The following is a 23,186-nucleotide window of genomic DNA, read 5'->3' on the forward strand; positions in this document are numbered from 1 at the left end:
GAGTCGCCATGCGCATCCACCACAGTCCCGATCACGCCCTGCACCACGGTCGCTGCGAATTGATCGACGGCCAGTTGCAGCCCTGTTTCGAAAAACCCCAGCGCGTCGAATTCATCCTCGCCGAGTGTCACCGCCGGCAGCTCGGCGAGGTGGTGGCGCCGACGGACTTCGGCCGGGCGCCGCTGGCACGCGTCCATAGCACGGCCTATCTCGACTTTCTCGCCAGCGCCTGGGACGAATGGGCGGCCCGCGGCGAGACCGTGGACCTGCTGCCCTATACCTGGCCGGCGCGTACCCTGCGCCAGGTGCTGCCGCCCACCAGCCTGCACGGACGCCTCGGTTACTACAGCTTCGACGGCGGCGCGCCCATCACCGCCGGAACCTGGCAGGCCGCCTACAGCGCCGCCCAGGTGGCCCTGAGTGCCGGGGCCGAGGTCGCCGCGGGCGCACGCAGCGCCTTCGCCCTCTGCCGCCCGCCGGGCCACCACGCCGCGGCCGACGTCATGGGCGGCTACTGCTATCTGAACAACGCCGCCATTGCCGCCCAGGCCGCCCTCGACGGCGGCGCCCGGCGGGTGGCCATCCTCGATGTCGACTACCACCACGGCAACGGTACCCAGGACATCTTCTATGCGCGCGACGATGTGCTGTTCCTCTCGCTGCACGGCGATCCGGGTTTCGAATTCCCCTTCTTCCTCGGCTATGCCGACGAGACCGGCAGCGGCGCGGGCCAGGGCTTCAACCTCAATCTGCCGCTGCCCGCCGGCAGCGCCTGGGACAGCTGGAGCGCCGCCCTGGAAACAGCGCTGACGCGCGTGCAGGACTATGCCCCGGACCTGCTGCTGGTCTCCCTGGGCGTGGATACCTTCAAGGCCGATCCCATTTCCCAGTTCAGGCTGGAGAGCGACGACTACCTGCGCCTGGGCGAACGCCTGGCACGGCTCGGCCTGCCGACCCTGTTCGTCATGGAGGGCGGTTACGCCGTGGCGGAGATCGGCATCAACACGGTGAACGTCCTGGCCGCCTTCGACGGCGCCTGATCCCTATCGCGAGGAATCCGACCATGCACAGCCTCCTGCGTCCGCTCACCGTCCTGCTCGGGGGCGCCCTGCTCGCCACCGCCGTCCAGGCCGCCGATCCCGGCGAACTGCGGGTCTACAACTGGGCCGACTACATCCTGCCCGAGACGCCCAAGGACTTCGCCAAGCAGACCGGCATCCGCGTCACCTGGGACACCTTCGACAGCAACGAGTCGCTGGAGGCCAAGCTGCTCACCGGGCGCTCCGGCTATGACCTGGTGATTCCCTCCAACCAGTTCCTGGAAACCCAGATCAAGGCCGGGGTCTTCCAGAAGCTGGACAAGCGCAAGCTGCCCAACTGGCAGAATCTCGATCCGGAGTTGCTCAAGCTGCTGGAGGTCAACGACCCGGGCAACCAGTACGGCGTGCCCTACATGTACGGCACCATCCTGATCGGCTTCAATCCGGCCAAGGTCAAGGCGGCGCTGGGGGCGGACGCACCGGTGGACAGCTGGGACCTGGTGTTCAAGCCGGAGAACATGGCCAAGCTCAAGAGCTGTGGCGTGGCCATGCTGGACTCGCCGTCGGACATCCTGCCGGTGGTGCTGCACTACCTGGGCCTGGACCCCAACAGCGCCAACGCCAAGGACTACGAGAAGGCCACGGCGCTGATGCTGAAGATCCGCCCCTACATGGCCTACTTCAATTCCACCAAGTACATGACCGATATCGCCAACGGCGACATCTGCGTGGCGGTGGGCTATTCGGGCAGCTTCTATCAGTTCGGCAACCGGGCCAAGGAAGCCGGCAACGGCGTGGTGGTGGACTGGCGGCTGCCGCGCGAGGGCGCGCCCATCTGGTTCGACACCTGGGCCATTCCGGCCAGCGCCGCCAACGTCGACCAGGCCCATGCCTTCATCAATTACCTGCTCGAACCCAAGGTGATCGCCGGGATCAGCGACTATCTCGGCTACCCCAACGCCAACAAGCCGGGCATGCCGCTGGTGACCGCCGCCATCCGCGACAACCACGACCTGGTGCCCACTCCGGACATGCTCAAGAAGCTCTATGTGGTGCAGCCGCTGCCGCAGCCCATCGAGCGGGTGCGGACGCGCGCCTGGAGTCGCATCAAGGCCGGCAACTAGCGACCGCGGCGTTCACGGTCTTCCGAATGGTAGCCAATGGCTACCATTCGGCGGTTACATTCCCGCATCCGGGAACCCTCTATCGTGCTAAGGGACTTATTGTGCTGAAGTGATCCTCGGATTTTCCCGCCAGGTACGGCATCCATGTCCCTCAGTCTCGCCCTCACCCGAGCGCTGGCTCGCCCTTTCTGGGCCCTGCGCTTCGAACCGGTATTGGAACGGCATTACCAGCACGACATCGCCCGTTCGCGCCGGCGGCACCTGCGCATCAGCTTGACCGTGGCCATCCTCGCCTATGCCAGCTTCTCGATCTGGGACTGGATCCTGATGACCGATGCCTTCTGGCTCATCAGCCTGCTCAGCGCACTGGTGGTGGTTGGCGGCGGGCTGGTCCTGCTGGCGCTCAGGCTGATGCCAGCCGAGCATCCGGCACGCGAATGGGTGGGTATCCTGCCCTGTCTGCTGGCCTATGCGCCGCCGCTGCTGGACGTCGAGGCCACCGATGCCGCGCATCGCGCCCTCTGGCTGGCGACCATGCCGTTGATGACCCTCTTCACCAACAGCTGCATCGCCCCGCCCCTGCGCCAGGCCGCGGTACACAGCCTGTTCGCCCTGCTGGCCATCGGCCTGGCCACCCAGATGCATGCCCTGCCTGCCCTGGAGGCGTCGCTGGTCATGACCCTGGCGTTCGCCACCGCGAGCTTCACCCTGCTCAACAACTTCTGGATGGAGCGCGCCCGCCGTCAGGGCTATCTGCTGATCCTGCGCGACCGCTTGCGCAACGAAGAACTGACCGCGTCCAATCGCTTCCTGGCACAGCAGTCCGCCACCGACCCCCTGACCGGCGTGGCCAATCGCCGGGCGCTGATGCAGGCCCTGGCCACCGCCCTGGCCCATCCCCCGCCCCGGCCGCTGCTCCTGCTGATGATCGACGTCGATCACTTCAAGGCCTTCAACGATCGCTACGGGCATCCGGCCGGCGATCGCTGCCTGCAACAGGTCGCCAGCGCCCTGGCCGACGAGTTGCGCGCCGGCGATTGCCTGGCCCGCTACGGCGGCGAGGAATTCGCCATCCTCTGCACGCCTTCGCGCGAGGAGGATGCCGCCAAGCTGGCGCAGCGCCTGCTCGACGCGGTAAGGCGCCTGGAGATCCCTCACCTAGCGCCCCATGCCGGTCCGCGGGTGACGGTGAGTATCGGCGGCGCCTGCGCCCGGCCGGATCACGACTGCGCCGAAACCTTCATCGAAGCCGCCGATCGCCAGCTCTACTGGGCCAAGCAGGCCGGGCGCGACCGCGCCATCCTCGAAGACTGCGATCGCTGCCACCCAGCGATGGAGGAATCCCTCTAGCCCAGGCGATAGACCCGGTCGACCAGGGCCACGCTGGCCAGGCGCTGGCGCAGATCCTCGTCCAGGCGGGGATCCTGCCAGTCGTAGAGGCCGATGCGGGCATAGGCCCGACCCCGAGGTGGCCGCGTGCCGAGGTACTCCCAGACCACCCGGGTGCAGGCCGGCTCGCGCCGGTCGGAGGCGCTGACGCCGAGCTTGAGTCCGTTCAAGCGATCGATGCGGTTGCGCGCGCTGGGCAGCAGCACTGTCTGCGACAACTCGTTGCCGGTGAGGGATTCGTAGTCGGTAAAGAACAGCCGGCTCTCCAGACTCATGGCCAGGCCCAGGTAGCGAAAGCGCGCCTGGCTGGTGGCTTCGTCGCGCCGGCGCAGGCGCTCGAAACGCACGTAGCGGAAGACGCCCGCTTCCGCGAACAGCCAGACCAGTCCGCAGAGCACCACGCCCGGCGTGGACAGCGACGGATAGTATTCGTGGTAATAGCCTTGGTAGCGCGCCAGGCCTTCCTGACGCTCGCCAAACAGGGCCAGTGCCTGCCCTGCCCAGCCTGTCTCCCGACCGACCGGCGCGCCCAGGCGCGCCTCGAATTGCCGCTGCGGCAGCTGCAGGTCGCCCACCGGCAGCCCGAAGAACTCCGCCAGGCGTTGCAAATTGTAAGGCGACGGACGGCTCTGCCCGTTGAGGTAGCGATTGAACTGGGCGCGGTTGATGCCGACGGCGCGACAGACGGCGGCAATCGAGCGGTGGCGCTGGCAGAGCAGCTGCAAATTGGCGGAAAAGTCGCTCATGAATCCGGCCCGAGCTTGACAGACGGCCAGAAAACTAGCATCAAGTCGCGCCATTTTGAAGCGAGGCGCGGAATTGTTCACGCCGGTGGGATAGCCGAATCTAGGCGCCCGGTCCGTCTTACTGCCCGTTCCACCCGGACCGATCCGTTCCAGAGCCTGTTGCCGTCGTCTCCCCACGCCGGGAGCATGCCCTGGCGGGATATTCCACAATAATAGCCCCAAGGCTTGCGAGCCGGCCTTGGAGCATCACTAGCATGCTCGAGGATTCTTCATGCACTACCTAGAAATGCTCAATGACTTCCTGTCCGGCCACGTGCTCATCGTGCTGATCGTCGGCCTGGGCAGCTATTTCACCCTGCGCTCGCGATTCGTGCAGGTGCGCCATTTCCCGCACATGTTCACCGTCTTCAAGGACTCCCTGCGCAACAGCGGCGATGGCCTGAGTTCCTTCCAGGCGCTGATGCTCAGCCTGGCCGGTCGCGTAGGTGCCGGCAACATCGCCGGCGTGGGCCTGGCCGTGACCTTGGGTGGTCCGGGCGCGGTGTTCTGGATGTGGGTGACCGCCCTGGTCGGCATGGCCAGCAGCTTCTTCGAGTGCACCCTGGCGCAGGTCTACAAGCGCGCCGACGGCGACGGCCTCTACATCGGTGGTCCGGCCTATTACATCCAGCACGGCCTCAACAAGCGCTGGATGGCGCTGATCTTCTCGGCGCTGCTGCTGGTGACCTACGGCTTCGCCTTCGTTGGTCTGCAGTCCTTTACCGTGACCCATTCGCTGGAAAACGCCTTTGGCCTACCGGTGCAGTACACAGGGATCGCCCTCGCCATCCTGCTGGGTCTGGTGTTCATCGGCGGCATCAAGCGCATCGCCGCAGTCTCCGACATCCTGGTGCCGGTCAAGACCCTGGCTTACATCGCCGTCACCCTCTATGTGATCATCACCCAGATCGACCTGGTCCCCGGCACCCTGCTGACCATCGTCAAGAGCGCCTTCGGCCTAGAGCCGGCCTTTGCCGGCCTGCTGGGGGCTGCCATCACCATGGGCGTCAAGCGTGGCGTTTTCGCCAACGAAGCCGGCCTGGGCGCTGCGCCCAACGTTGCTGCCGTGGCCGCGGTCAAGCACCCGGCCGCCCAGGGCGTGGTACAGGCCTTCAGCGTCTTTCTCGACACCTTCGTCATCTGCACCTGTACCGCGCTGCTGATCCTGCTCTCGGGTTTCTACACCCCGGGCTTCGAAGGTGATGGCATCGTCCTGACCCAGAACTCCCTGGCCGCGGTGGTCGGTGACTGGGGCCGCATCTTCATCAGCGTCGCCCTGTCGCTGTTCGTCTTCACCTGCATCCTCTACAACATCTACCTGGGCGAGAACGGCCTGCGCTACCTGCTCGGCCGCGGCAAAGCCGTGCTGCTCGGCTATCGCGGCCTGGTGCTGGTGCTGATCTGCTGGGGCTCGATGCAGAATCTGACCACGGTGTTCGCCTTCGCCGACATCACCATGACCTGCCTGGCCTTCGTCAACCTGATCGCCCTGGCCATGCTGATCAAGGTCGGCATGCGCATCCTCAACGACTACGACGCCCAGCGCCGTGCCGGGGTCGACCAGCCGGTGTTCGACGCCGACCAGTTCCGCGACCTCGACCTGGATCGCCAGGCCTGGCCGGCGCTGGAGCGTCTGGAAGAGACCGTCGCCGAAGCCCGCGCCGCCCAGCCGCGCCAGGCGCACTGACCGCCGCCACCGGGTCGCGCTGACCCGGACCGCGACCGCTTTCCTGCCCCCACCCCGTGTGGGGGCAGTTTTATCAGGAAGTCCCTCATGAGCTCACCCTACCTGCACATCCTCTACACCGGCGGCACCATCGGCATGCAGGCGACCGCCGCCGGCCTGGCTCCCGCCGCCGGTTTCGAGACGCGCATCGACGCCCTGCTGGCCAGCCGTCCGGAACTGGGCACGCCGGCCTGGCGGCTGCAGGAGCTGCTGCCGCTGATCGACAGCGCCAACATGACCCCCGCCGCCTGGGAGCGCATGGCTCAGGCGATCATCACCGCGGCCGCGGACCCGGCGTGTCGTGGCGTGCTGGTGCTGCACGGCACCGATACCCTGGCCTACAGCGCCGCCGCCCTGGCCTTCCGGCTGCTGGGTCTGGCCATTCCGGTGCTGCTGACCGGCTCCATGCTGCCGGCCGGCATACTGGACAGCGATGCCGACGGCAACCTGGTGGACAGCTTCGCCGCCTTCTCGAGCGGGCTGACGCCGGGGGTGCATGTGCAATTCCATGGCGAACGCCTGCCGGCGGCGCGCTGCACCAAGCAGGCCAGCAGCGGCTGGAAGGCTTTCGTGGAAAGCGCCCGGCCGCGCAGCGGCGAGGCCCTGGTCGCAACGCCACCAGCGCTGCGCTTCGACCTGCCACGTCAGTCGGTGCGGGTGGCGGTGCTGCCGCTGTTTCCAGGCGTCGACGGCGCAGTCGTGCGCGGCCTGGCGGGCAGCGGCGTACAGGGGCTGGTGCTGGAGTGCTATGGCAGCGGCACAGGCCCCGCGGATGACGCCGACTTTCTCGCCGCCCTCGCCGAATTGCGCGATGCCGGCGTTCCTGTGGTCGCCCTCAGCCAGGGCGCTCGCGGGACAGTAGAATTGAGCACCTACGCCGCCGGCAGCGGCCTGGCCGATGCCGGGGTGATCTCAGGACGCGGTATGACTCGTGAAGCCGCCCTGGGCAAGCTGCACAGCCTGCTCGGCTGCGGCCTGGAGCGCGTGGCGGTGGCTGAGTGGATCGGGCGGAATCTGTGCGAGGAGTTGTGATCTTCGGCTAGGTGCCAATGGCTCCCTCACCTTCCGGGAGAGCCGGGGTGAGGGCTGGCCGAGACGCTCGCTCAGCGCCTTACAGCGCTTCGCGCCACAGGCTCACCGCCATTTCGGCCGAGGTACCCGGCGCCACGGTGAGGACGTCGTCCATCACACGGGCGGTTTCGATGCAGAGCATGCCAGTCCAGGCGTCATCGGCGAACTGGCTCAGGCGCGCGGCCTTGTCGATCCAGGGATTCCAAAGCACCGCCGAATGACTGTTGCGGGTCTCCACGAACAACCGGCGCTGCCACTGAGTATCGCGAATTGCCAGGCGTGCCGGCAGGCCGACATAGACCCGGTCGGTCTCGGCGGTGATGGTCGGCTCGCCGTTCTGCCGCTTGCGGGTCCAGCCGTCCAGGCAGTCGTAGTAGTCGGCATTGGCCAGACCTTCGATGCCTACCTCGCGCACGTCGCTCACGGCGAAATAGGTGTGCAGCGCCTGACTCAGCACCAGCGGGTGATCTTCCAGATTGCGCACACTCAGGGTCAGCTCCAGGCGCTCACCGACGCTCAGACTAAGGGTCAGCTCAGTGGCATGGGGCCAGCCCGGAGTAGTCTCGGCGGAGGTGCGGTGATGGAAGTCCAGGCGCACCCGGTCAGTGTCCACCTCGACGCCGCCGGCCTGCCAGGCGACCTGGCGCACCAGGCCGTGGGCCGGGGCGTCCGCGGTGGTGGTGCACATGGCCTGTACCGCGGCCGGATTCTTCAGCAGGTCGCCGAACCAAGGCCAGCAGACCGGGATGCCGCCACGGATAGGGGTACCGGGCTCGAACACGGCTTCCGGATTGCCCCAGACAATGTCCGGCTCGCCGTCGAAGCCGTAGCGCAGCACATGGGCGCCCTGGCAGGCCACCAGGGCTTCGGCCTGGCCGACGCGGATGCGCCAGACGGGCAATTGGCCCAGTTGGATCTGTTCGACGAGGGGGGCAGCGGACATGGGATGACTCCTGGAAAAGGGAAGAGGCGACTGTAGTCCAGTCGAGGACCGGGCTCCAGCCAGCCATGGACAGCACCGGCGGCAAAATCTTCCAACGCCGGCCACGTCTCATACCGGTGCGGCAAGGCTCGGCTAGACTCCTGGCCTTTCCTCCTCAAGAATAGCTCCCGCATGTCGGCTTTCCCGCGTCTTTCTCTGCTGCTTGGCCTGGGCCTGACCCTGCCGCTCCTGGCCAACGCGGCCACCCCCCTCGACGACGAGATCCGCGCCGCCGCCCGCGCGGTGATGGCCGCGCAGGACATTCCAGGCCTGGCCGTGGGTGTCACGGCTCCAGGCCTGCGCCGGCTCTACTACTTCGGCACCGCCGATCGCCGCAGCGGCCAGCCGGTGGACGCCGCCACCCTGTTCGAGATCGGCTCCCTGAGCAAGACCTACACCGCCGCCCTGGGTGGCTACGCGGCGGCGACCGGTCGCCTGCGGCTGGACGAGTCCGCTGCTCAGGTCCGCCCGGCCCTGGCCGGCAGCGCCATCGGCCAGGCCAGCCTGCTACAGCTGGCCACCTACAGCGCCGGCGGCCTGCCGCTGCAATTTCCCGACAGCGTCACCCGCGACGATCAGACGACGGCCTTCTACCGCGCCTTCCAGCCGCCCTTCCCCGCCGGTAGCCGCCGCCTCTACTCCAATCCCAGCATCGGCCTGTTTGGCGCCCTGGCTGCCCAGCGGCTCGATGAACCCTTCGCCACGGCCTTGCAGCACCACGTGCTCAAGCCCCTCGGCCTCAGCCGTACCTATCTGCAGGTGCCGGCGGCCGAGCAGGCCCACTATGCCTGGGGCCATGGCAAGAACGACCAGCCGCTGCGGGTCAATCCGGGCGCCTATGCCGAGGAGGCCTATGGCATCAAGACCACCGCCGGTGATCTGCTCACCTTCATCGAGGCGAATCTCAATCCCGGCCGGTTGCCGGTGCCCCTGGCCAAGGCGCTCGACGCCTCCCAGCAGGGCTACTACCGCAGCGGACCCATGAGCCAGGGCCTGGCCTGGGAGGCCTACGCCTATCCGCTGCCCAAGACCCGGTTGCTGGCCGGCAACACCCCGGCGATGGCCCTGGAGCCGCAACCGGTGGATTGGCAGCACCCGCCGCTGCCGGCGAGCGGCGCCCGGCTGTTGAACAAGACCGGCTCCACCAACGGCTTCGGCGCCTATGCGCTGTTCATCCCCGAGCGCCAGCTCGGCCTGGTGATCCTGGCCAACCGCAACTACCCGAATGCCGCGCGGATCGAAGCGGCCTGGCGGATCTTGCAGCAGCTCGATAGCCGGGTGCAGTGAGCGAAGGGTTTATCGCGGCCATGGGCCGCTCCTACAGGGTGTGATGCTTCTGTAGGAGCGGCCCATGGCCGCGATAATGCGAGCAGACAGTCATCTGTAGGAGCGGCCGCATCGGCAGACCGCCATGGCCGCGATAAATCATTGAAGCCCCGTAGGGCGGATGGGGCGGATGGTGGCGTAGCCTCCTCCACGAACCCCTGCGTCAAACCGCGGCCTCAAGCTCCGCCCGACTTCTCGCGTCCTTCCACCGGCAGCTCGTGCTCGGTGGCGTAGCCGGCATCAGCCGCTTCGAGCACGCCGTGGGCGATGCTGCAGAACAGCGAATTGACCCGGCGCATGTCGCTGAGCAAGCCCAGGTGCAGGGAGCTGGTCTCGAAGCTCTCCACCACCTGCTGGTGCAGCCGCTCGACATGGGCATGGGCATAACGCCGTTCCAGCAGGCGGAAGCGCTGCTTGAGCCGGCGCAGGCGGCGCGCCGCGTCCAGGTCGCCGGAGAGATAGACCGACAGGCACAGCTTGAGGCTATCGACCAGCAGCCGGTGCAGCGCGGAGAGTTCGTCTACCCCAGAAGCCGAGAAGGACCGCCGCGCGGCGATCTTCTTGCTGTCGACGTCGCTGGCCATGCGCTCGATCAGATCGCCGGCCTGCTCCAGGTTGATCGCCAGTTCGATGGTCTCGGCCCAGCGCCGGCTGTCGCGCTCGTCCAGGTCGTCGCGCGGCATGCGCGCCAGGTACAGCTTGATCGCCGTGTAGAGGGCGTCGACATCATCATCAAGGCGGCGCACCTCGCGGGCCAGCTGCTTGTCGCCGGCATTGATCAGCACCAGCAGGTGCTGCAGCATCTGCTCGATGACATCGCCCATGCGCAGGAGCTCGCGCGAGGCGTTGGTCAGCGCCAGGGCCGGGGTATCCAGGGCCGCGGTGTCCAGGTGGCGCGGTCGCAGGATGGTCTCGGCGCTGTCCTTGGCCGGCAGCATGGCGGTGCAGAAGCGCGCCAGGGGTCCGGTCAGCGGCAGGAACAGCAGGCAGCGCACCAGGTTGTAGGCGACGTGGAAACCGATCACCACCTCGGCGTCGTTGAAGTCGTAGCCCTGCAGCCAGTCGGCCAGCAGGCCGATCCAGGGCAGCACCAGGATGCAGCCGGCGAGCTTGAACAGCAGGCTGCCCACCGCCACCCGCCGCGCCTCCACGCCCTGCTTGGCCGCGCCCATCAGCGCCAGCACGCCGCTGCCCAGGTTGGCACCCACCACCAGGCACAGCGCCACCTTGAGCGAGATGACCCCGGAGCCGGCCAGGGTGGCGGTCAGCAGCACCGCCGCCAGGCTGGAATAGGAGACCATGGCGAACACCGCGCCGGTCAGGGCGTCGAGCAGCTGGTCACCGGTCAGTGAAGAGAACAGCACCTTGACCCCGGCCGCATGGGTCATGGGCGAGGCCGCCTCGACGATCAGCTGCAGCGCCAGGATGATCAGCCCCAGGCCGATGGCGACCCGGCCGAGCTGGCCGGCGCGGGTCTGCTTGCGGCCGAGAAAGAACACCACGCCGAGAAAGATCAGCAGCGGCGACAGCCAGGACAGGTCGAAGGTCAGCACCCGCGCCATCAGCGCGGTGCCCACGTCGGCGCCGAGCATGATGGCCAGCGCCGGGGTCAGCGGCACCAGGCCCTGGGCGACAAAGGAAGTCACCAGCAGCGCGGTGGCGTTGCTGCTCTGCACCAGGGCGGTGACGGCGATGCCGGAAAGAAAGGCCAGCGGCCTGCGCTGCATGCTGCGGCTGAGCACCCGGCGCAGGCTGGCGCCGTATACCCGCAGGATACCGGTGCGCACGATATGGGTGCCCCATACCAGCAGGGCAACGGCGGATAGCAGATTGAGCAGTGTCAGCATCGTGGCGCCCTCCCGGCGCGTGTCCAAGAGCTCCTGGCGAGCTTGTCACAAAATCGTAATGACCGTTCTGCACAGACGCACGAGCCCGAAGGCAGGGCACCTTCGGGCTCGTGGGGACTTGCTGGTTTAGGCGGCGGAGAGCCGGGTCGGTTCCGCCGCCGCGATCAGATCTGCTCCTTGCGCAGCTTGACCGCCTCGCGCGCCTTGGCCTTGCCGCGCAGGCGGATGTTGATGGCTTCCACCGCCAGCGAGAAGGCCATGGCGAAGTAGACGTAGCCCTTGGGCACATGGACTTCGAAGGCTTCGGCGATGAGCACGGTACCGACCACGATCAGGAACGACAGCGCCAGCATCTTCAGGCTCGGGTGCTTGTCGATGAAATTGCTGATGGCGCCGGCCGCCAGCATCATCACCAGCACCGCGACGATGATCGCCGCGACCATCACCGGCACGTGGCTGACCATGCCCACCGCGGTGATCACCGAGTCCAGCGAGAAGACGATGTCGATGATGGCGATCTGGATGATGGTGCCGATGAAGCCGCCACCCTTCTTCTGGGGGGCGTCCTCGTCGTGCTCGTCTTCGCCTTCCAGGCCTTCGTAGATCTCGGCACTGCTCTTCCACAGCAGGAACAGGCCGCCGAAGAAGAGGATGAGGTCACGCCCGGAGATGCCCTGGCCGAAGACGAAGAACAGGTCGGCGGTGAGGCGCATCACCCAGGTGATGGACAGCAGCAGCAGGATGCGGGTGACCATGGCCAGGGCCAGACCGAAGAAACGGGTCCGCGCCTGCATGTGCTTGGGCATGCGGCTGACTAGGATGGAGATCATGATGATGTTGTCGATGCCCAGAACGATTTCCAGGGCCGTCAGGGTAAAGAAGGCGACCCAGATTTCCGGGTTGGTCAGCCAGTCCATTGCAAATCCTCTTTTAGCTGAGACGCGCTCGGGCGCGCGCTCCAATGGAAAAGGCGCGTCAGGCGACGCGCCATTTTCGAACAGCCCGCAAGGCTAGTCGTACATTTGGTAAAACTCTAGCGGCTGTACAGCGGAAACACACCCAGTAACAAAGCACCGCCCAGCAGGAACATGCAGGTCACGGTCGCCCATTTCAGGGTGAAGCGCTGGTGGTCGCCGAACTCCACCTTGGCCAGGCCCACCAGCAGGTAGGTCGAGGGCACCAGGGGGCTGAGCAGGTGCACGGGCTGACCGACGATGGAGGCCCGGGCGATCTCCACCGGACTGATGCCATATGCCGCGGCGGCCTCGGCCAGCACCGGCAGCACGCCGAAGTAGAAAGCGTCGTTGGAGATGAAGAAGGTGAACGGCAGGCTGACCAGGGCGGTGATCACCGCCATGTACGGACCCAGGGCGTCCGGGATCACCGCCAGCAGGCCCTTGGACATGGCGTCGACCATGCCGGTACCCGAGAGGATGCCGGTGAAGATGCCCGCGGCGAAGATCAGCGAGACCACCGCCAGGACGTTTTCGGCATGGGCGGCGATGCGCTGCTTCTGCATGTTCAGGCAGCGGTAGTTGACGGTCATGGCGATGCCGAAGGCGATCATGAACAGCACCGGCATCGGCAGCACGCCAACGATCAGCGCGGCCATCAGCGCCAGGGTCAGCAGGCCGTTGAACCAGCGCAGGTGCGGGCGGCGGGCCTCGGCGCACTGGGAGACGGTGACGTCGGCGCCTTCGGTCTCGCCGATCTGCAGGATGCCCAGGCGGGCGCGCTCGCTGCGGCCATAGAGGTAGGCGAGGAAGAACAGCCAGGCGATGGCCAGCAGCATGGGCGCGATCATGGGCACGAAGACGTCGGCCGGATCCACGTGCAGGGCACTGGCGGCGCGGGCGGTCGGACCGCCCCAGGGGGTCAGGTTCATCACGCCACTGGAGAGCAGCATCAGGCAGGTCATGATCAGCGGATTCATGCCCAGGCGCTTGTACAGCGGGAACATGGCCGCCACGCAGATCATGTAGGTGGTCGAGCCGTCGCCGTCCAGGGAGACCACCAGGGTCAGGAAGACGGTGCCCATGGCCACCTTGAGCGGATCGCCCTTGACCAGCCTGAGGATCCAGCGCACCGCCGGGTCAAACAGACCGGTGTCGATCATCACGGCGAAGTAGAGGATCGCGAACAGCAGCATCACGCCGGTGGGCGCCAGCTTGCGGATGCCGTCGAGCATCATCGGGCCGAGGGCGTCGAGCTTGACGCTACCGAGGCTGGCGAATTCGCTGGAGAGCGCCCAGGCCAGCACGGCGAAGGCGATCGGCACCATGGTCAGGGCGATCAGCGGAGACAGGCGCTTGGTCATGATCAGGTACATGAAGGTCATGACCATGGCGAAGCCGAGGAAAGTCAGCATGGGAATACCTCTGAATTTTCGCGAAGAGAAGGAAGGTTCAGCCGCGGCGCAGCGGCGCGGAGAGGGCGAAAATCCAGGGGAGACGGGCGCGCGGGGACGCCTGGAGGGACAGATACGACATGGCAAGAATCCTGGTTATTTTTGTAGGCACGTCGCCCGCTCACGGGGGCGGGTCTTGAGCGGATCCTAAGAGGTCAACCTTTCGCCAGCCTTGCGTGGTGGCGAGTGGATGTTGCGGGATGTCACGAAGCCGACACGAACGGGGGCTGTTCGCCCCGCTGCCAGCCCGGGGTGCTCAGGTGCTCGACGAAGAAATCGAGCAGCACCTGGATCTTGGTCGGGCGACTGCGCGCCGAGGGGGTCACGAAATAGAGGCCGCCACGGGTCAGCTGCCAGTCCGGCAGCAGCGGCACCAGCCGGCCATCGGCCAGGTAGTCGTTGGCGATGAAGTCCGGCAACTCGGCGATGGCCAGGCCTTCCAGCAGCACCGGCAGCAGGGCCTCGGAATTGGTGACGCGCAGGGGACCACGCGGCAGCACGCTTTCCTCGCGACCGTCGTCCCCGCTGAAGCGCCACACCTGGCTGCGCGCCCGGTAGGCGTAGCTCAGGCAGGCATGTTCGGTCAGTTCCTGCGGATGTTGGGGATGGCCATGGCGCTCGACATAGGCCGGCGCCGCCACCAGCAGCTGGCTGACCGCGCAGAGCCGCCGGGCGACCAGCGAGGAGTCGGGCAAGGCGGCGATGCGCAGGGCGGCGTCGAAGCCCTCCGCCACCAGATCCACGGTGGCATCGGACAGGTGCAGATCCACCGTCAGCTGGGGATAGCGACGCAGCAGCTCGGGCAGCAGCGGCGCCACCCAGCGCAGGCCGAAGGCCATGGGCACCGCCAGCCGCACCTGGCCGCGGGGCTGCACGGCGCGCGCCTGGGCAGCGCTTTCGGTCGCCTCCGCCTGGCGATAGAGATCACCGGCCTGGGCGGCCAGCTCGCGGCCGAATTCGGTCAACGCCAACTGCCGCGAGGTGCGATTGAACAGCCGCCCGCCGAGGCGCTCCTCCAGGCGCGTCACCGCCCGCGAGACAGTGGCCACCGACACGCCCAGCACCCGCGCCGCGGCGGCGAAGGAGCCCTCCTCGGCGACCTTGGCGAACATCGCCAAGCCTTCGAAATCCGGCAATCTGCTCATTTCATTTCTGCAACGATGACTTGCCAATCATTCTATTTTGCAGAGAGGCCAGGGTCGATAGGCTGACTCCACCTGATCACAACCACTCGGAGATTCAGCCATGACTCTCAAGCTCGCCGACAAGATCGCCCTCGTCACCGGCGCAACCAGCGGCATCGGCCTGGCCGCCGCCAAACTCTTCGCCCAGCAGGGCGCCCATGTCATCCTCACCGGCCGGCGGCAGGCGGAACTGGATGCCGCGGTCGCTCAGGTCGGCAACGCCACCGGCATCGCCGTGGACTCCTCGCGCCTGGACCAGCTCGATGCCCTCTATGCGCGCATCCGCCACGAACACGGACGCCTCGACGTGCTCTACGTCAACGCCGGGGGTGGCAGCATGCTGCCCCTCGCCGAGGTGACCGAAGCCCACTACGACGACACCTTCGATCGCAACGTGAAGGGGGTGCTGTTCACCGTGCAGAAGGCCCTGCCGCTGCTGGCGGACCATGCCTCAGTGATCCTGGCCGGCTCCACCGCCGCCAGTACCGGCACCCCGGCCTTCAGCGTCTACGGCGCGTCCAAGGCCGCCGTACGCGCCTTCGCCCGCAACTGGATCCTGGAGCTGCAGGGCCGCGGCATCCGCATCAACACCCTGAGTCCGGGTGCCACCCGCACCCCGGGGCTGGTGGAACTGGCCGGTCCGGATGCCGCCCAGCAGCAGGGTCTGCTGGACCACCTGGCCAGCCAGATCCCCCTGGGTCGCGTCGGCGAGCCGGAGGAAATCGCCAGGGTTGCCCTGTTCCTGGCCTCCAGCGATTCCAGCTTCGTCAACGGCGCCGAACTCTTCGCCGATGGTGGCCAGGCGCAGGTCTGAACGGCGTCTGGCGGCAAGAAAAAAGCGGACAGCGCCCTGAGCGCTGTCCGCTTTTTTTGCCGACCGAATGCGGGCGTCAGCCGCGCAGTCGCGTGTTGAGCACGGCGATGTGCTCCGGGCCGATGCCGCAGCAGCCGCCGATCAGGCTCGCGCCACGCGCCTGCCAGTCCTGGGCGAAGCTCAGGTAGCCGGGCGGATCCAGGTCCGGACGCAGGGGATCGAGGCCGTCGTTGGCGGTGGCCTCTTCCGGCTGGGGCGGGAAGGCGTTGGCATAGGCGCCAAAGGGAATCTCGATCCCCGCCGCGGCGAAGGTCGCCCGCGCGGTATCCAGCGCCGCGGCCATCACCTCGGGCTGGCTGCAATTGAACAGCAGCGCTCCGGCGCCCAGCCCCACCGCCAGCTGCGCGGCCGCGGCCACCGGCTCGCCGGATCTCAGTCGTGGGATCTCGTCGACGTCTTCGTCCTTCAGGGTGAAGGACAGCCACAGCGGCTTGCCATCCCCGGGCAGCCCGGCGGCGATGGCACGCACCTCGGCCAGGGAACTCTGGGTTTCCGCCAGCCAGAGATCGACATGGGGCGCCAGGCCGCGGATCAGCGGCTGCAGCACCTCGTCCACCCGCGCCGGCTCGAACAGATCGGGGCGATAGGAGCCGAACAGCGGCGGCAGCGAACCCGCCACCCGCACCGGCTGACCACTGGCCAACACCGCCTGCCGCGCCAGCTGACCGGCCCGCGCAGCCAGGGCCTCGCCTTCGGCGGCGAAGCGCTCCTCGCCGATATGGAAGGGCACCACCGCATAGCTGTTGCTGGTGATCACCTGGGCACCGGCCTCGATATAGGCCCGATGCACCGCCTCCACCTGCTCCGGCGCCTCGCTCAGGGCCAGGGCCGACCACTCCGGCTGACGAAAGGGCGCGCCACGGCGCTGCAGTTCGCGGCCCATGCCACCGTCGAGCAGAACTAGATTCATGTTGGCCATATAGCTATTTCACTTTTCCTTATAACCAAAACAGAGTTCAATATCGGTTCTCATATCTCTCTAATACCAGGCCCTCTTTCCCTTTGCAAAGGACGCCCCATGAGAACCGCTCTGCTATCGGCCCTCGGCCTGACCCTGGCGCTGGTCGCCACCTCGGCCTCGGCCGGTACCACCCTGGACCGCATCAAGGCCAAGGGCGAGCTGGTCAATGTGCTCATGGAGAGCTATCCGCCCTTCTCCCAGCTCAATGCCCAGAATCAGCTGGAAGGCTTCGACGTGGACGTGGCCAAGGCGGTGGCCGACAAGCTCGGCGTCAAGCTGCGCCTGGAAACCCCTTCCTGGGACGTGATCGCCGCCGGTCGCTGGAGCGGTCGCTACGACGTCTGCATCTGCTCCATGACGCCGAGCCAGGCGCGCGCCCAGGTGTTCGATTTCCCGGTCAACTACTACGCCTCGCCAGCGGTGATCGTGGTCAACGCCGGTGACGACCGCATCCACGGTGCCAAGGACCTCTCCGGCAAGAAGGTCGGCGTCACCAGCGCCTCCTCCTACGAAAGCTATCTGAACAAGGACCTGACCATCGAAGGCCAGGAAGACCAGCCGCTGAGCTACCCCTTCGACCAGGTGCAGGTGGTGCCCTTCCCCGACGACAACGTCGCCTTCCAGGACCTGGGCCTGGGCGCCGGCAAACGCCTGGACGCGGTGCTGACCAACCTGGTGACCGCCCAGCCGCGCCTGGCCCAGGACAGCAAGTTCAAGCTGGCAGGCGCACCGCTCTATGCCGAGCCCAACGCCGTGGCCATCGAGAAGGGTGATGCGGAATTCGCCGCCAAGCTGCGCGAGATCATCGAGGGGCTGCGCCAGGACGGCACCCTGAAACGGATCTCCGACAAGTGGATCGGTGCCGACATCAGCCAATGAGTCAGTTACCGCCCCCGGTCGAATCGCGTCCGCTGCTGAGCTTTCGTACCCGTGTCTGGCTGACCTGGCTGGCGCTGCTGGCCGGGGGCGTGGTCTTCGTGCTCGGCTTCGACCTCAAGTTCGCCAGCGTCTGGCCGCGCCTGCCCAACCTGGTGGGCTGGCGCCTGGGTCCCAACGGCTTCCTGCAGGGCGCGGCCCTAACGCTGTTCCTCAGCCTCAGCTCCATCCTGGTGTCGGTGCTGCTGGGCTTCGCCGCGGCCCTGGGGCGGCTGTCGTCCAGTGCCCTGGCCTATGGCGTGGCCACCTTCTACGCCTCCTTCTTTCGCGGCACCCCGCTGCTGATCCAGATCCTGCTGATCTACCTGGGCCTGCCGCAGATCGGCGTGGTGCCCGGCGCCATCAGCGCCGGCATCCTCGCCCTGTCGCTGAACTATGGCGCCTACCTCAGCGAGATCTTTCGCGCCGGTCTGCTCGGCGTCCCCGCCGGTCAGCGCGAGGCGGCCCGGGCGCTGGGCCTGTCGCCGCGGGTGATCTTCTGGCGCGTCACCCTGCCCCAGGCCATGCGCAGCATCATCCCGCCCACCACCAGCCAGTTCATCTCCATGCTCAAGGACTCCTCCCTGGTCTCGGTAATGGGTGTCTGGGAGGTGATGTTCCTCGCCCAGTCCTATGGCCGCTCCAGCTATCGCTATCTGGAAATGCTGACCACCGCGGCGGTGCTCTACTGGCTGATGTCCCTGGCCATGGAATTCATGCAGTCGCGCCTTGAGCGGCATTACGGGAAGGCGTATCGGGGGCGTTAGCGAGGCTAGGCCGGGCCGAGGTAAACGACCGACGCCCGATCACTCCCCACTACCGAAGTAACCGGAATGAAAGTGGATTGGCATGGTGCCGAGCTGAATCGCGCCACCGTCATTGATCGGCACTATAGGCACACGCAGAACGTTCGCCGCTTCATGATCGCGGCCTGTGGCGAGGCCTTCCGCTTTGATCGCGACCTCAAGGCGTGGATCCGCAGTGAAGTACCCAAGACCCTGGGCGATGTGATGGATGAACGGCAACGTCGGCAGCGCGCTCGATAGAATCTTCTCGCCTCTAATCAATCGCTGATCCTTGCCATTGGTAAGCAGAACCGGAGGTCACATGACTGATACGGACACTACTACCCAAAAGCTGGCCCGCTTTGAAACGGCGCGCTTTGGTCTGGAAGCGCTGATGGCCAACTGTTCGCGGTTGATCCAGGCAGAAGAGGCAAAACCAGAGCGGGATCAGGCCTGTATCGATCAATTGAAGGTCAGGCGTCGCGAATACCGCAGACTTCGTAACGATCTGGATTTCGACGATCGAAGGCAGATCGAGGACGCCATAGCCACCTATGGCCCCCAGGCAAAAGCCGCTCTTCGGCAGACAGAGAGATCGGATTCTGGTGCAAGCCGATTGACTGGGCGCCAACCGGGATGAATGCCGATCGTGTTTGATGACGTCGGCGTGGGAAAAGCGGCTCTTCAAAGGATCGCACCTGGTAAAGGAGGATTGATCCTTTGAAATCGCAGCTGAGGCAGCAGGATCCAGCGGCTTACTTGAGATCGGTCGTCAGCTCCGGCGTACCGAAGCTGACGAGCCTGCCATTGGAACGCTCGAAATAGCCCTGCCAGAAACGTTCGAGACTCTGCAGTACCTTGCCTGAACGATAGGCGCCCTTGGCATCGTCGCCGATCAGCCCCGCACCCATGACATAAACCCGGGCGCCGTGCAGTTCGGCGAACAGCGCCTTCTTCTCTACCTTGGCCAGCTCGGCTGCGGGGTCGATTCCACGAATGCGGTTGGCTTGATAGAAGCTGCCGAAGTCGCTGTTTTCCAGCATGTCGGATACCAGCAGGATGACTTGATCCTCGCTGGGCTCCTGGCCTAGGTCTTCACCAATTTTCTTGAGGCTGGCGAAGATTTCACTGCGCGAAATCTCCTCGTTCGGCTTGCCGAAACTCTCGACGAATTGCTTGCCGAACGTCTTTTGAAAGAAGCCAGCCTGCTGTTGCAGACAGGTATCGAGCTTCTTGAGACTGGCGTTGCCAATATGGTTACGCACCTTGCCAACCAACGGCTTTTCCAGGATGCCGGCGAACTGCAACTTCATGTAGTTGTTCTGCAACAAAGCCGAAAATTGATAGAGCTTGATGCTGTCGCCTGGCTGCAGGTATCTCAGGGTGTGCTCCCAGGCACTGCTTTTCAGCGCCTGGGGCATATTGACCGTTTCATCGATGACCACCGTCAACGCTCGCCCTGACGCGGCTGGCTGTTCGCTGGCCAATTGCGCATAGCGGTAACAGCTCGGCAGGTCGTTACGTTCAGCCGCCATTGCCGCAGGCGCCAACAACAGGCCAGCGATTGCCAGGGTTACGGTCAGACGCATCTCAGGCACCCTCTTTCTTGGCGCGCTTTATCGCCATCTGCACTTTCTGCTTGCTCAGCAGCGCGGCGCTGTCGATACCCAGCTCTTCGCCGATGGCGGTCAGTTCTTCGGGGGAATAGACCGTGAGGTCACCCAGGTTGGCGATCAAGGCGTTCTGATCCAACGCAGCTGCGGGTACCGGTGCTGGTGCTGGTGCTGGTGCTGGTGCTGGTGCTGGTGCTTCAACGGTCGCACTCGACGAGCGCTCAGGCGTTAAGGTTTCAGCACTGGCCGCCGCGTTGTTGAGCGCAGCCAGTTCACGCTGCAACGCCTGCTTTTTCTTGGCGGTATCGAGTGCCTCACGCATCTCTTCCAGCTCGCTGGCGGCGTCATGCGCTTTTTTCTGGCGCTGACTTTCGCTGTTCTGCCGCTCTTTCTCGTTGGCATAGAGCGCAAAGCTCCGGCGCGGCCCACGGTCAGCACTACCGCCTAGAGAATGCCGGTGCTCGATCCGCTCTTGCAGACTGCTGAGCTTGGCCTCGGCATCTCGGGCGACTCGATCACGCTGACTCTGCTGATAGGCCGCGAATTCGCTGGCACTGCTGAAGCCGGAGATATAGCCCGCTGCTTCCCGTGATTGGGTGCCGGCGAACGAACGGAAGACGCCGATCAGGATGCCGATGATCTGCACGCCGATGAAAATGACCGACAGGATGAAGAAGGTGAGTTTGTAGGCGAAGATCCGATCGCCAGCGACCTCACTGGCCGCACGCTGGTCAGCCGCCTGACCATCGGCAGTGGCTTCGCTGGGCAACTGGAAAGGCGAGGCGTCTGGGGTAAGCGCCGAATTGCTGGCCGACGCATAGGGTGAACCGTTTACCTGCTGTGTTTCCAATTCGTTGATGGTGGACGCCCGGATGAAATAGGCACCGATGGCCAGCGTCAGAATAAGCGCGGTGGCAATGACCGTGGTCCACCAGGTTGGGGAGACCGTGGCGTTATGCTTTACCCGGTTGATGATATGCAGGTACTTGGGCTCTCTATCATCGAGGCCGGTACGGTCCAGATCGACGCCGGCATCCGCCTGAAGATCCTTGGCATTGTTGTTGCGCCTGGCCTGACGATGCCATTCGCGGGCTTTGCGGATAAGGCCGTTGCGGTGAATCTCGGCGCCCATGAGGTGGGTAGCGGGAACCAGAATGGTACCAATCAGCAGGGAGATGACGATGGCCGAGAATTCCGCCTGATTGGCGGAGATGTTGTTGGCGATGAAAGGCGCCAGTACCAGGGCGAAGATGAACGCCTCGAGGATCACCAGAAAGATGCTGCCGATCCACAGGGGCAATCCCGTCGGTTTGCGACCGCGCTCTTCCACCTTGTTCAGGTAGTTGGCGCACTTGTCGTAAAAGGCTGCGTCCTTGTTCACACGCTCGTAATAGCGGTGATATTTCGCGCACAGTTCGCGTTCAGCCTTGTACCAGGCTGTCCCGCCCTCTTCGCGATCCTGCATGAGATCGCGTTTGGAGGCTTTGGCAATGAAGCCCATGACCGGAAAGCTGACGCCTAGATTGAGGAAGAAGTACTTGACCTCTTCCCACCAGCGGATGATTACCACGACCAGGACCAGCAGACTGATCAGTGGCCAGATCGCGTAGCGATAAGCCGCCAGCGCTGTCGTCAATGTCTCGAAAAGTTCCATGTTTCGTCCCCGGAATCAGCCGCGCACAGGCGCATAAGTCGCTATGTAAGGTTTGGTGCCATTGTCGTAGAACAGGTCGCCGTCGATACTTTTGTCGCCGGTCTTTTTAATCACTACATCAATACAACTTACCGGTGCCTGCTCGGGTTTTTCCAGGAAGACCCGGTAGAGAATGGCGTCTTCACCTTCATAGGTATTGGCGATGGCCGTGTAGGCATCGCTGGGTCCGCCTTTGTTTTTTTCGTAATTCTGGGTGACGAAGACTTTCGGATCCTTCACCAGCGCTGCGTTATCACGCAGCACGGCAACCGGCGACAGGGTTACCAGATGGCCATTGACCAGACCCGCCCAGGCACGCCCGTTCATGCCTGGCAGGTATTCGCGCGTGGCGTGGTCAGACAGCGCAGCGCCTGTGGCGAAGCTTTTGACTTCACCGCTGATGCGCGGGGCGTCCTGCTGACAGCTGCTCATGGGTACCTGGGCGTAGGCACTGGAGATCAACGCGAATCCACCGCTTTTCGGACGCAGGGCCTGACCGAGCTTCCAGGCACCGCTATCAACCGGCTGACCGCCGAAGTCGATTTTTGCCAGGCTCTGCTTCGTCTGCCGAGGCGCCTCGGCATCAGCCGTCTTGGTCGCGTTCGACGAAGTCGTGGCAACAACCGGTTTTTTACCCTCGGGTTTGGCTACAGCTTCCGTGGCGGTGCCATGGGCCAGATACTTGGCGTTGTTCTTTTCCGCGTTGATGCGCTTGACCAGCATCGCCTTGTCGTTCAACTCAACGATCTCGACGCGACGATTCTTGCCGCGCTCGAGTGGATCGCTGTTGTCGGCAATGGGGCGTGAGGCGCCGGCGCCCTGGAAGTACATGCGATCTCGCGAAATGCCCTGCTCGACCAGAATGCTCGCCACCGCACGCGCCCGCTGCTCCGACAATGCCTGATTGATGGCCGGTGTGCCGGTAGCGTCGGTATGGCCAACGATAAGAATGGGCGTGGCTTCCTTGCCTACATAGGCACTGGCCAACTTGCCGATCTTGCGGCGACCTTCGTCGTTGAGCTGGGCGCTCCCTATCGGGAACATGCCTTCATCGGCGATCTGGGCCACCAGACCCGCCTCTTGGGGCGCGGCCGAAGGTGTAGCAGCGGCGGTCTGCAACGTTTCCACCTGAAGCGGGATCTTCTCCTGCTCGGCGATCTGCTTGAGTCGCTCAAGACGATCCTTGTAGGCCAGGGCGGCGCCACAGCCAACCGAGGCGCCGACCACGGCCCCGGCGATCAGCGTTGCCCCATCGCCCTTGGCCAATGCAGCAGCGGCGACCCCGGTAGCGGCACCGAGAAAACCGCCGGCCAGGCAGTTGACGGTGCGACTTTGGCCGCTAGAAAAATTATCGACGGTGGCGCAGCCGGTGACGCCCAAGGAAATGGCTACGGCCAGCGCAGCAAGGCGTACTGGCCGGGAAGGAAGCAAAGAAGCCTGACTCACGTAAGTGACTCCTGGTTA

General features: G+C 65.3%; 21 protein-coding genes. 11 read left to right on the top strand and 10 right to left on the bottom strand.

Features of this window, described 5'->3' with window-relative positions:
* The first annotated feature begins 8 nt into the window (after positions 1 to 8).
* The 3 genes from AABM56_RS22745 to AABM56_RS22755 all read left to right on the top strand — a co-directional run bounded on the left by AABM56_RS22745 (position 9) and on the right by AABM56_RS22755 (position 3,514).
* A complete protein-coding gene (locus tag AABM56_RS22745; protein WP_133860167.1) occupies positions 9 to 1,040 on the top strand; it encodes a histone deacetylase family protein in 1,032 nt (343 codons plus the stop codon).
* Between the two features lie 23 nt (positions 1,041 to 1,063).
* Positions 1,064 to 2,164, top strand: a complete 1,101-nt coding sequence (locus AABM56_RS22750; protein ID WP_133860168.1) for a polyamine ABC transporter substrate-binding protein — start codon at positions 1,064 to 1,066, stop codon at positions 2,162 to 2,164.
* 144 nt (positions 2,165 to 2,308) lie between these two features.
* On the top strand, positions 2,309 to 3,514 hold the full coding sequence (locus AABM56_RS22755; RefSeq protein ID WP_133860169.1) for a GGDEF domain-containing protein: 1,206 nt from the start codon (positions 2,309 to 2,311) through the stop codon (positions 3,512 to 3,514).
* On the opposite strand, the gene AABM56_RS22760 is transcribed toward AABM56_RS22755, so the two are convergent.
* Complete coding sequence (locus AABM56_RS22760) at positions 3,511 to 4,299, bottom strand: helix-turn-helix transcriptional regulator (RefSeq protein WP_133860170.1); 789 nt, start codon at positions 4,297 to 4,299, stop codon at positions 3,511 to 3,513. The two genes, AABM56_RS22755 and AABM56_RS22760, sit on opposite strands and share 4 nt — an antisense overlap.
* 271 nt (positions 4,300 to 4,570) lie before the next feature.
* On the opposite strand from AABM56_RS22760, the gene AABM56_RS22765 reads away from it, so the two are divergent.
* Both AABM56_RS22765 and AABM56_RS22770 read left to right on the top strand, forming a co-directional pair.
* Complete coding sequence (locus tag AABM56_RS22765; protein ID WP_133860171.1) at positions 4,571 to 6,025, top strand: sodium:alanine symporter family protein; 1,455 nt, start codon at positions 4,571 to 4,573, stop codon at positions 6,023 to 6,025.
* An 87-nt stretch (positions 6,026 to 6,112) separates the two neighbouring features.
* The gene (locus AABM56_RS22770) at positions 6,113 to 7,096 is read left to right on the top strand and encodes an asparaginase (RefSeq protein ID WP_133860172.1); all 984 of its coding nucleotides are present in this window, start codon (positions 6,113 to 6,115) and stop codon (positions 7,094 to 7,096) included.
* Between the two features lie 79 nt (positions 7,097 to 7,175).
* Here AABM56_RS22770 and AABM56_RS22775 read toward each other — a convergent pair whose 3' ends face one another.
* A complete protein-coding gene (locus AABM56_RS22775) occupies positions 7,176 to 8,078 on the bottom strand; it encodes a D-hexose-6-phosphate mutarotase (protein ID WP_133860173.1) in 903 nt (300 codons plus the stop codon).
* Positions 8,079 to 8,249: 171 nt separating this feature from the next.
* Between AABM56_RS22775 and ampC the strand changes: the two genes are divergently transcribed.
* Positions 8,250 to 9,404 carry a class C beta-lactamase gene (ampC, locus tag AABM56_RS22780; protein WP_347883762.1) on the top strand — a complete coding sequence of 385 codons (1,155 nt, stop codon included), beginning with the start codon at positions 8,250 to 8,252 and terminating at the stop codon, positions 9,402 to 9,404.
* A gap of 215 nt (positions 9,405 to 9,619) precedes the next feature.
* Here the strand turns inward: ampC and AABM56_RS22785 are convergent, their stop codons facing one another.
* The 4 genes from AABM56_RS22785 to AABM56_RS22800 form a co-directional block, all read right to left on the bottom strand.
* The gene (locus AABM56_RS22785) at positions 9,620 to 11,290 is read right to left on the bottom strand and encodes a Na/Pi cotransporter family protein (protein ID WP_133860175.1); all 1,671 of its coding nucleotides are present in this window, start codon (positions 11,288 to 11,290) and stop codon (positions 9,620 to 9,622) included.
* A gap of 164 nt (positions 11,291 to 11,454) precedes the next feature.
* Positions 11,455 to 12,207 (bottom strand): TerC family protein, encoded by a 753-nt coding sequence (locus tag AABM56_RS22790; protein WP_133860176.1) that lies wholly within the window; start codon positions 12,205 to 12,207, stop codon positions 11,455 to 11,457.
* A 116-nt stretch (positions 12,208 to 12,323) separates the two neighbouring features.
* The gene (locus tag AABM56_RS22795; protein WP_133860177.1) at positions 12,324 to 13,658 is read right to left on the bottom strand and encodes a CitMHS family transporter; all 1,335 of its coding nucleotides are present in this window, start codon (positions 13,656 to 13,658) and stop codon (positions 12,324 to 12,326) included.
* A gap of 242 nt (positions 13,659 to 13,900) precedes the next feature.
* Positions 13,901 to 14,842, bottom strand: coding sequence for a LysR family transcriptional regulator (locus AABM56_RS22800; protein ID WP_263258577.1), 942 nt, complete (start codon positions 14,840 to 14,842; stop codon positions 13,901 to 13,903).
* 100 nt (positions 14,843 to 14,942) lie between these two features.
* Here AABM56_RS22800 and AABM56_RS22805 point away from each other — a divergent pair, with 100 nt between their 5' ends.
* Positions 14,943 to 15,695 carry an SDR family oxidoreductase gene (locus AABM56_RS22805; RefSeq protein WP_263258576.1) on the top strand — a complete coding sequence of 251 codons (753 nt, stop codon included), beginning with the start codon at positions 14,943 to 14,945 and terminating at the stop codon, positions 15,693 to 15,695.
* A 76-nt stretch (positions 15,696 to 15,771) separates the two neighbouring features.
* Here the strand turns inward: AABM56_RS22805 and AABM56_RS22810 are convergent, their stop codons facing one another.
* Entirely contained in the window at positions 15,772 to 16,674 is a 903-nt protein-coding gene (locus AABM56_RS22810) for a homocysteine S-methyltransferase family protein (protein ID WP_347883763.1), read from the bottom strand.
* Between the two features lie 99 nt (positions 16,675 to 16,773).
* On the opposite strand from AABM56_RS22810, the gene AABM56_RS22815 reads away from it, so the two are divergent.
* The 4 genes from AABM56_RS22815 (at position 16,774) to AABM56_RS22830 (ending at position 19,056) form a co-directional block, all read left to right on the top strand.
* Positions 16,774 to 17,595 carry a transporter substrate-binding domain-containing protein gene (locus AABM56_RS22815; RefSeq protein WP_133860181.1) on the top strand — a complete coding sequence of 274 codons (822 nt, stop codon included), beginning with the start codon at positions 16,774 to 16,776 and terminating at the stop codon, positions 17,593 to 17,595.
* Positions 17,592 to 18,398, top strand: a complete 807-nt coding sequence (locus tag AABM56_RS22820; RefSeq protein WP_017639191.1) for an amino acid ABC transporter permease — start codon at positions 17,592 to 17,594, stop codon at positions 18,396 to 18,398. The genes AABM56_RS22815 and AABM56_RS22820 overlap by 4 nt, the downstream gene beginning before the upstream one ends.
* Before the next feature lie 66 nt (positions 18,399 to 18,464).
* Entirely contained in the window at positions 18,465 to 18,677 is a 213-nt protein-coding gene (locus tag AABM56_RS22825) for a DUF6434 domain-containing protein (protein ID WP_133860182.1), read from the top strand.
* Positions 18,678 to 18,738: 61 nt separating this feature from the next.
* Positions 18,739 to 19,056 carry a hypothetical protein gene (locus AABM56_RS22830; RefSeq protein ID WP_133860183.1) on the top strand — a complete coding sequence of 106 codons (318 nt, stop codon included), beginning with the start codon at positions 18,739 to 18,741 and terminating at the stop codon, positions 19,054 to 19,056.
* Positions 19,057 to 19,171: 115 nt separating this feature from the next.
* Here AABM56_RS22830 and AABM56_RS22835 read toward each other — a convergent pair whose 3' ends face one another.
* The 3 genes from AABM56_RS22835 to AABM56_RS22845 are packed head-to-tail and all read right to left on the bottom strand — an operon-like array spanning position 19,172 to position 23,168.
* A complete protein-coding gene (locus AABM56_RS22835) occupies positions 19,172 to 20,005 on the bottom strand; it encodes a hypothetical protein (protein WP_347883764.1) in 834 nt (277 codons plus the stop codon).
* Position 20,006: 1 nt separating this feature from the next.
* On the bottom strand, positions 20,007 to 21,683 hold the full coding sequence (locus tag AABM56_RS22840; protein WP_347883765.1) for a hypothetical protein: 1,677 nt from the start codon (positions 21,681 to 21,683) through the stop codon (positions 20,007 to 20,009).
* A gap of 15 nt (positions 21,684 to 21,698) precedes the next feature.
* A complete protein-coding gene (locus tag AABM56_RS22845; protein WP_133860185.1) occupies positions 21,699 to 23,168 on the bottom strand; it encodes an OmpA family protein in 1,470 nt (489 codons plus the stop codon).
* Between the last annotated feature and the right edge of the window lie 18 nt (positions 23,169 to 23,186).

Origin of the sequence: Pseudomonas aestiva, assembly GCF_039908605.1 — a bacterium.
Lineage (GTDB): Bacteria > Pseudomonadota > Gammaproteobacteria > Pseudomonadales > Pseudomonadaceae > Chryseomonas > Chryseomonas aestiva.

Coding starts and splice junctions, on each gene's coding strand:
- AABM56_RS22745 (WP_133860167.1), top strand. CDS start 9: ATGCGCATCCACCACAGTCCCGATCACGCCCTGCACCACGGTCGCTGC.
- AABM56_RS22750 (WP_133860168.1), top strand. CDS start 1,064: ATGCACAGCCTCCTGCGTCCGCTCACCGTCCTGCTCGGGGGCGCCCTG.
- AABM56_RS22755 (WP_133860169.1), top strand. CDS start 2,309: ATGTCCCTCAGTCTCGCCCTCACCCGAGCGCTGGCTCGCCCTTTCTGG.
- AABM56_RS22760 (WP_133860170.1), bottom strand. CDS start 4,299: ATGAGCGACTTTTCCGCCAATTTGCAGCTGCTCTGCCAGCGCCACCGC.
- AABM56_RS22765 (WP_133860171.1), top strand. CDS start 4,571: ATGCACTACCTAGAAATGCTCAATGACTTCCTGTCCGGCCACGTGCTC.
- AABM56_RS22770 (WP_133860172.1), top strand. CDS start 6,113: ATGAGCTCACCCTACCTGCACATCCTCTACACCGGCGGCACCATCGGC.
- AABM56_RS22775 (WP_133860173.1), bottom strand. CDS start 8,078: ATGTCCGCTGCCCCCCTCGTCGAACAGATCCAACTGGGCCAATTGCCC.
- ampC (WP_347883762.1), top strand. CDS start 8,250: ATGTCGGCTTTCCCGCGTCTTTCTCTGCTGCTTGGCCTGGGCCTGACC.
- AABM56_RS22785 (WP_133860175.1), bottom strand. CDS start 11,290: ATGCTGACACTGCTCAATCTGCTATCCGCCGTTGCCCTGCTGGTATGG.
- AABM56_RS22790 (WP_133860176.1), bottom strand. CDS start 12,207: ATGGACTGGCTGACCAACCCGGAAATCTGGGTCGCCTTCTTTACCCTG.
- AABM56_RS22795 (WP_133860177.1), bottom strand. CDS start 13,658: ATGCTGACTTTCCTCGGCTTCGCCATGGTCATGACCTTCATGTACCTG.
- AABM56_RS22800 (WP_263258577.1), bottom strand. CDS start 14,842: ATGAGCAGATTGCCGGATTTCGAAGGCTTGGCGATGTTCGCCAAGGTC.
- AABM56_RS22805 (WP_263258576.1), top strand. CDS start 14,943: ATGACTCTCAAGCTCGCCGACAAGATCGCCCTCGTCACCGGCGCAACC.
- AABM56_RS22810 (WP_347883763.1), bottom strand. CDS start 16,674: ATGGCCAACATGAATCTAGTTCTGCTCGACGGTGGCATGGGCCGCGAA.
- AABM56_RS22815 (WP_133860181.1), top strand. CDS start 16,774: ATGAGAACCGCTCTGCTATCGGCCCTCGGCCTGACCCTGGCGCTGGTC.
- AABM56_RS22820 (WP_017639191.1), top strand. CDS start 17,592: ATGAGTCAGTTACCGCCCCCGGTCGAATCGCGTCCGCTGCTGAGCTTT.
- AABM56_RS22825 (WP_133860182.1), top strand. CDS start 18,465: ATGAAAGTGGATTGGCATGGTGCCGAGCTGAATCGCGCCACCGTCATT.
- AABM56_RS22830 (WP_133860183.1), top strand. CDS start 18,739: ATGACTGATACGGACACTACTACCCAAAAGCTGGCCCGCTTTGAAACG.
- AABM56_RS22835 (WP_347883764.1), bottom strand. CDS start 20,005: ATGCGTCTGACCGTAACCCTGGCAATCGCTGGCCTGTTGTTGGCGCCT.
- AABM56_RS22840 (WP_347883765.1), bottom strand. CDS start 21,683: ATGGAACTTTTCGAGACATTGACGACAGCGCTGGCGGCTTATCGCTAC.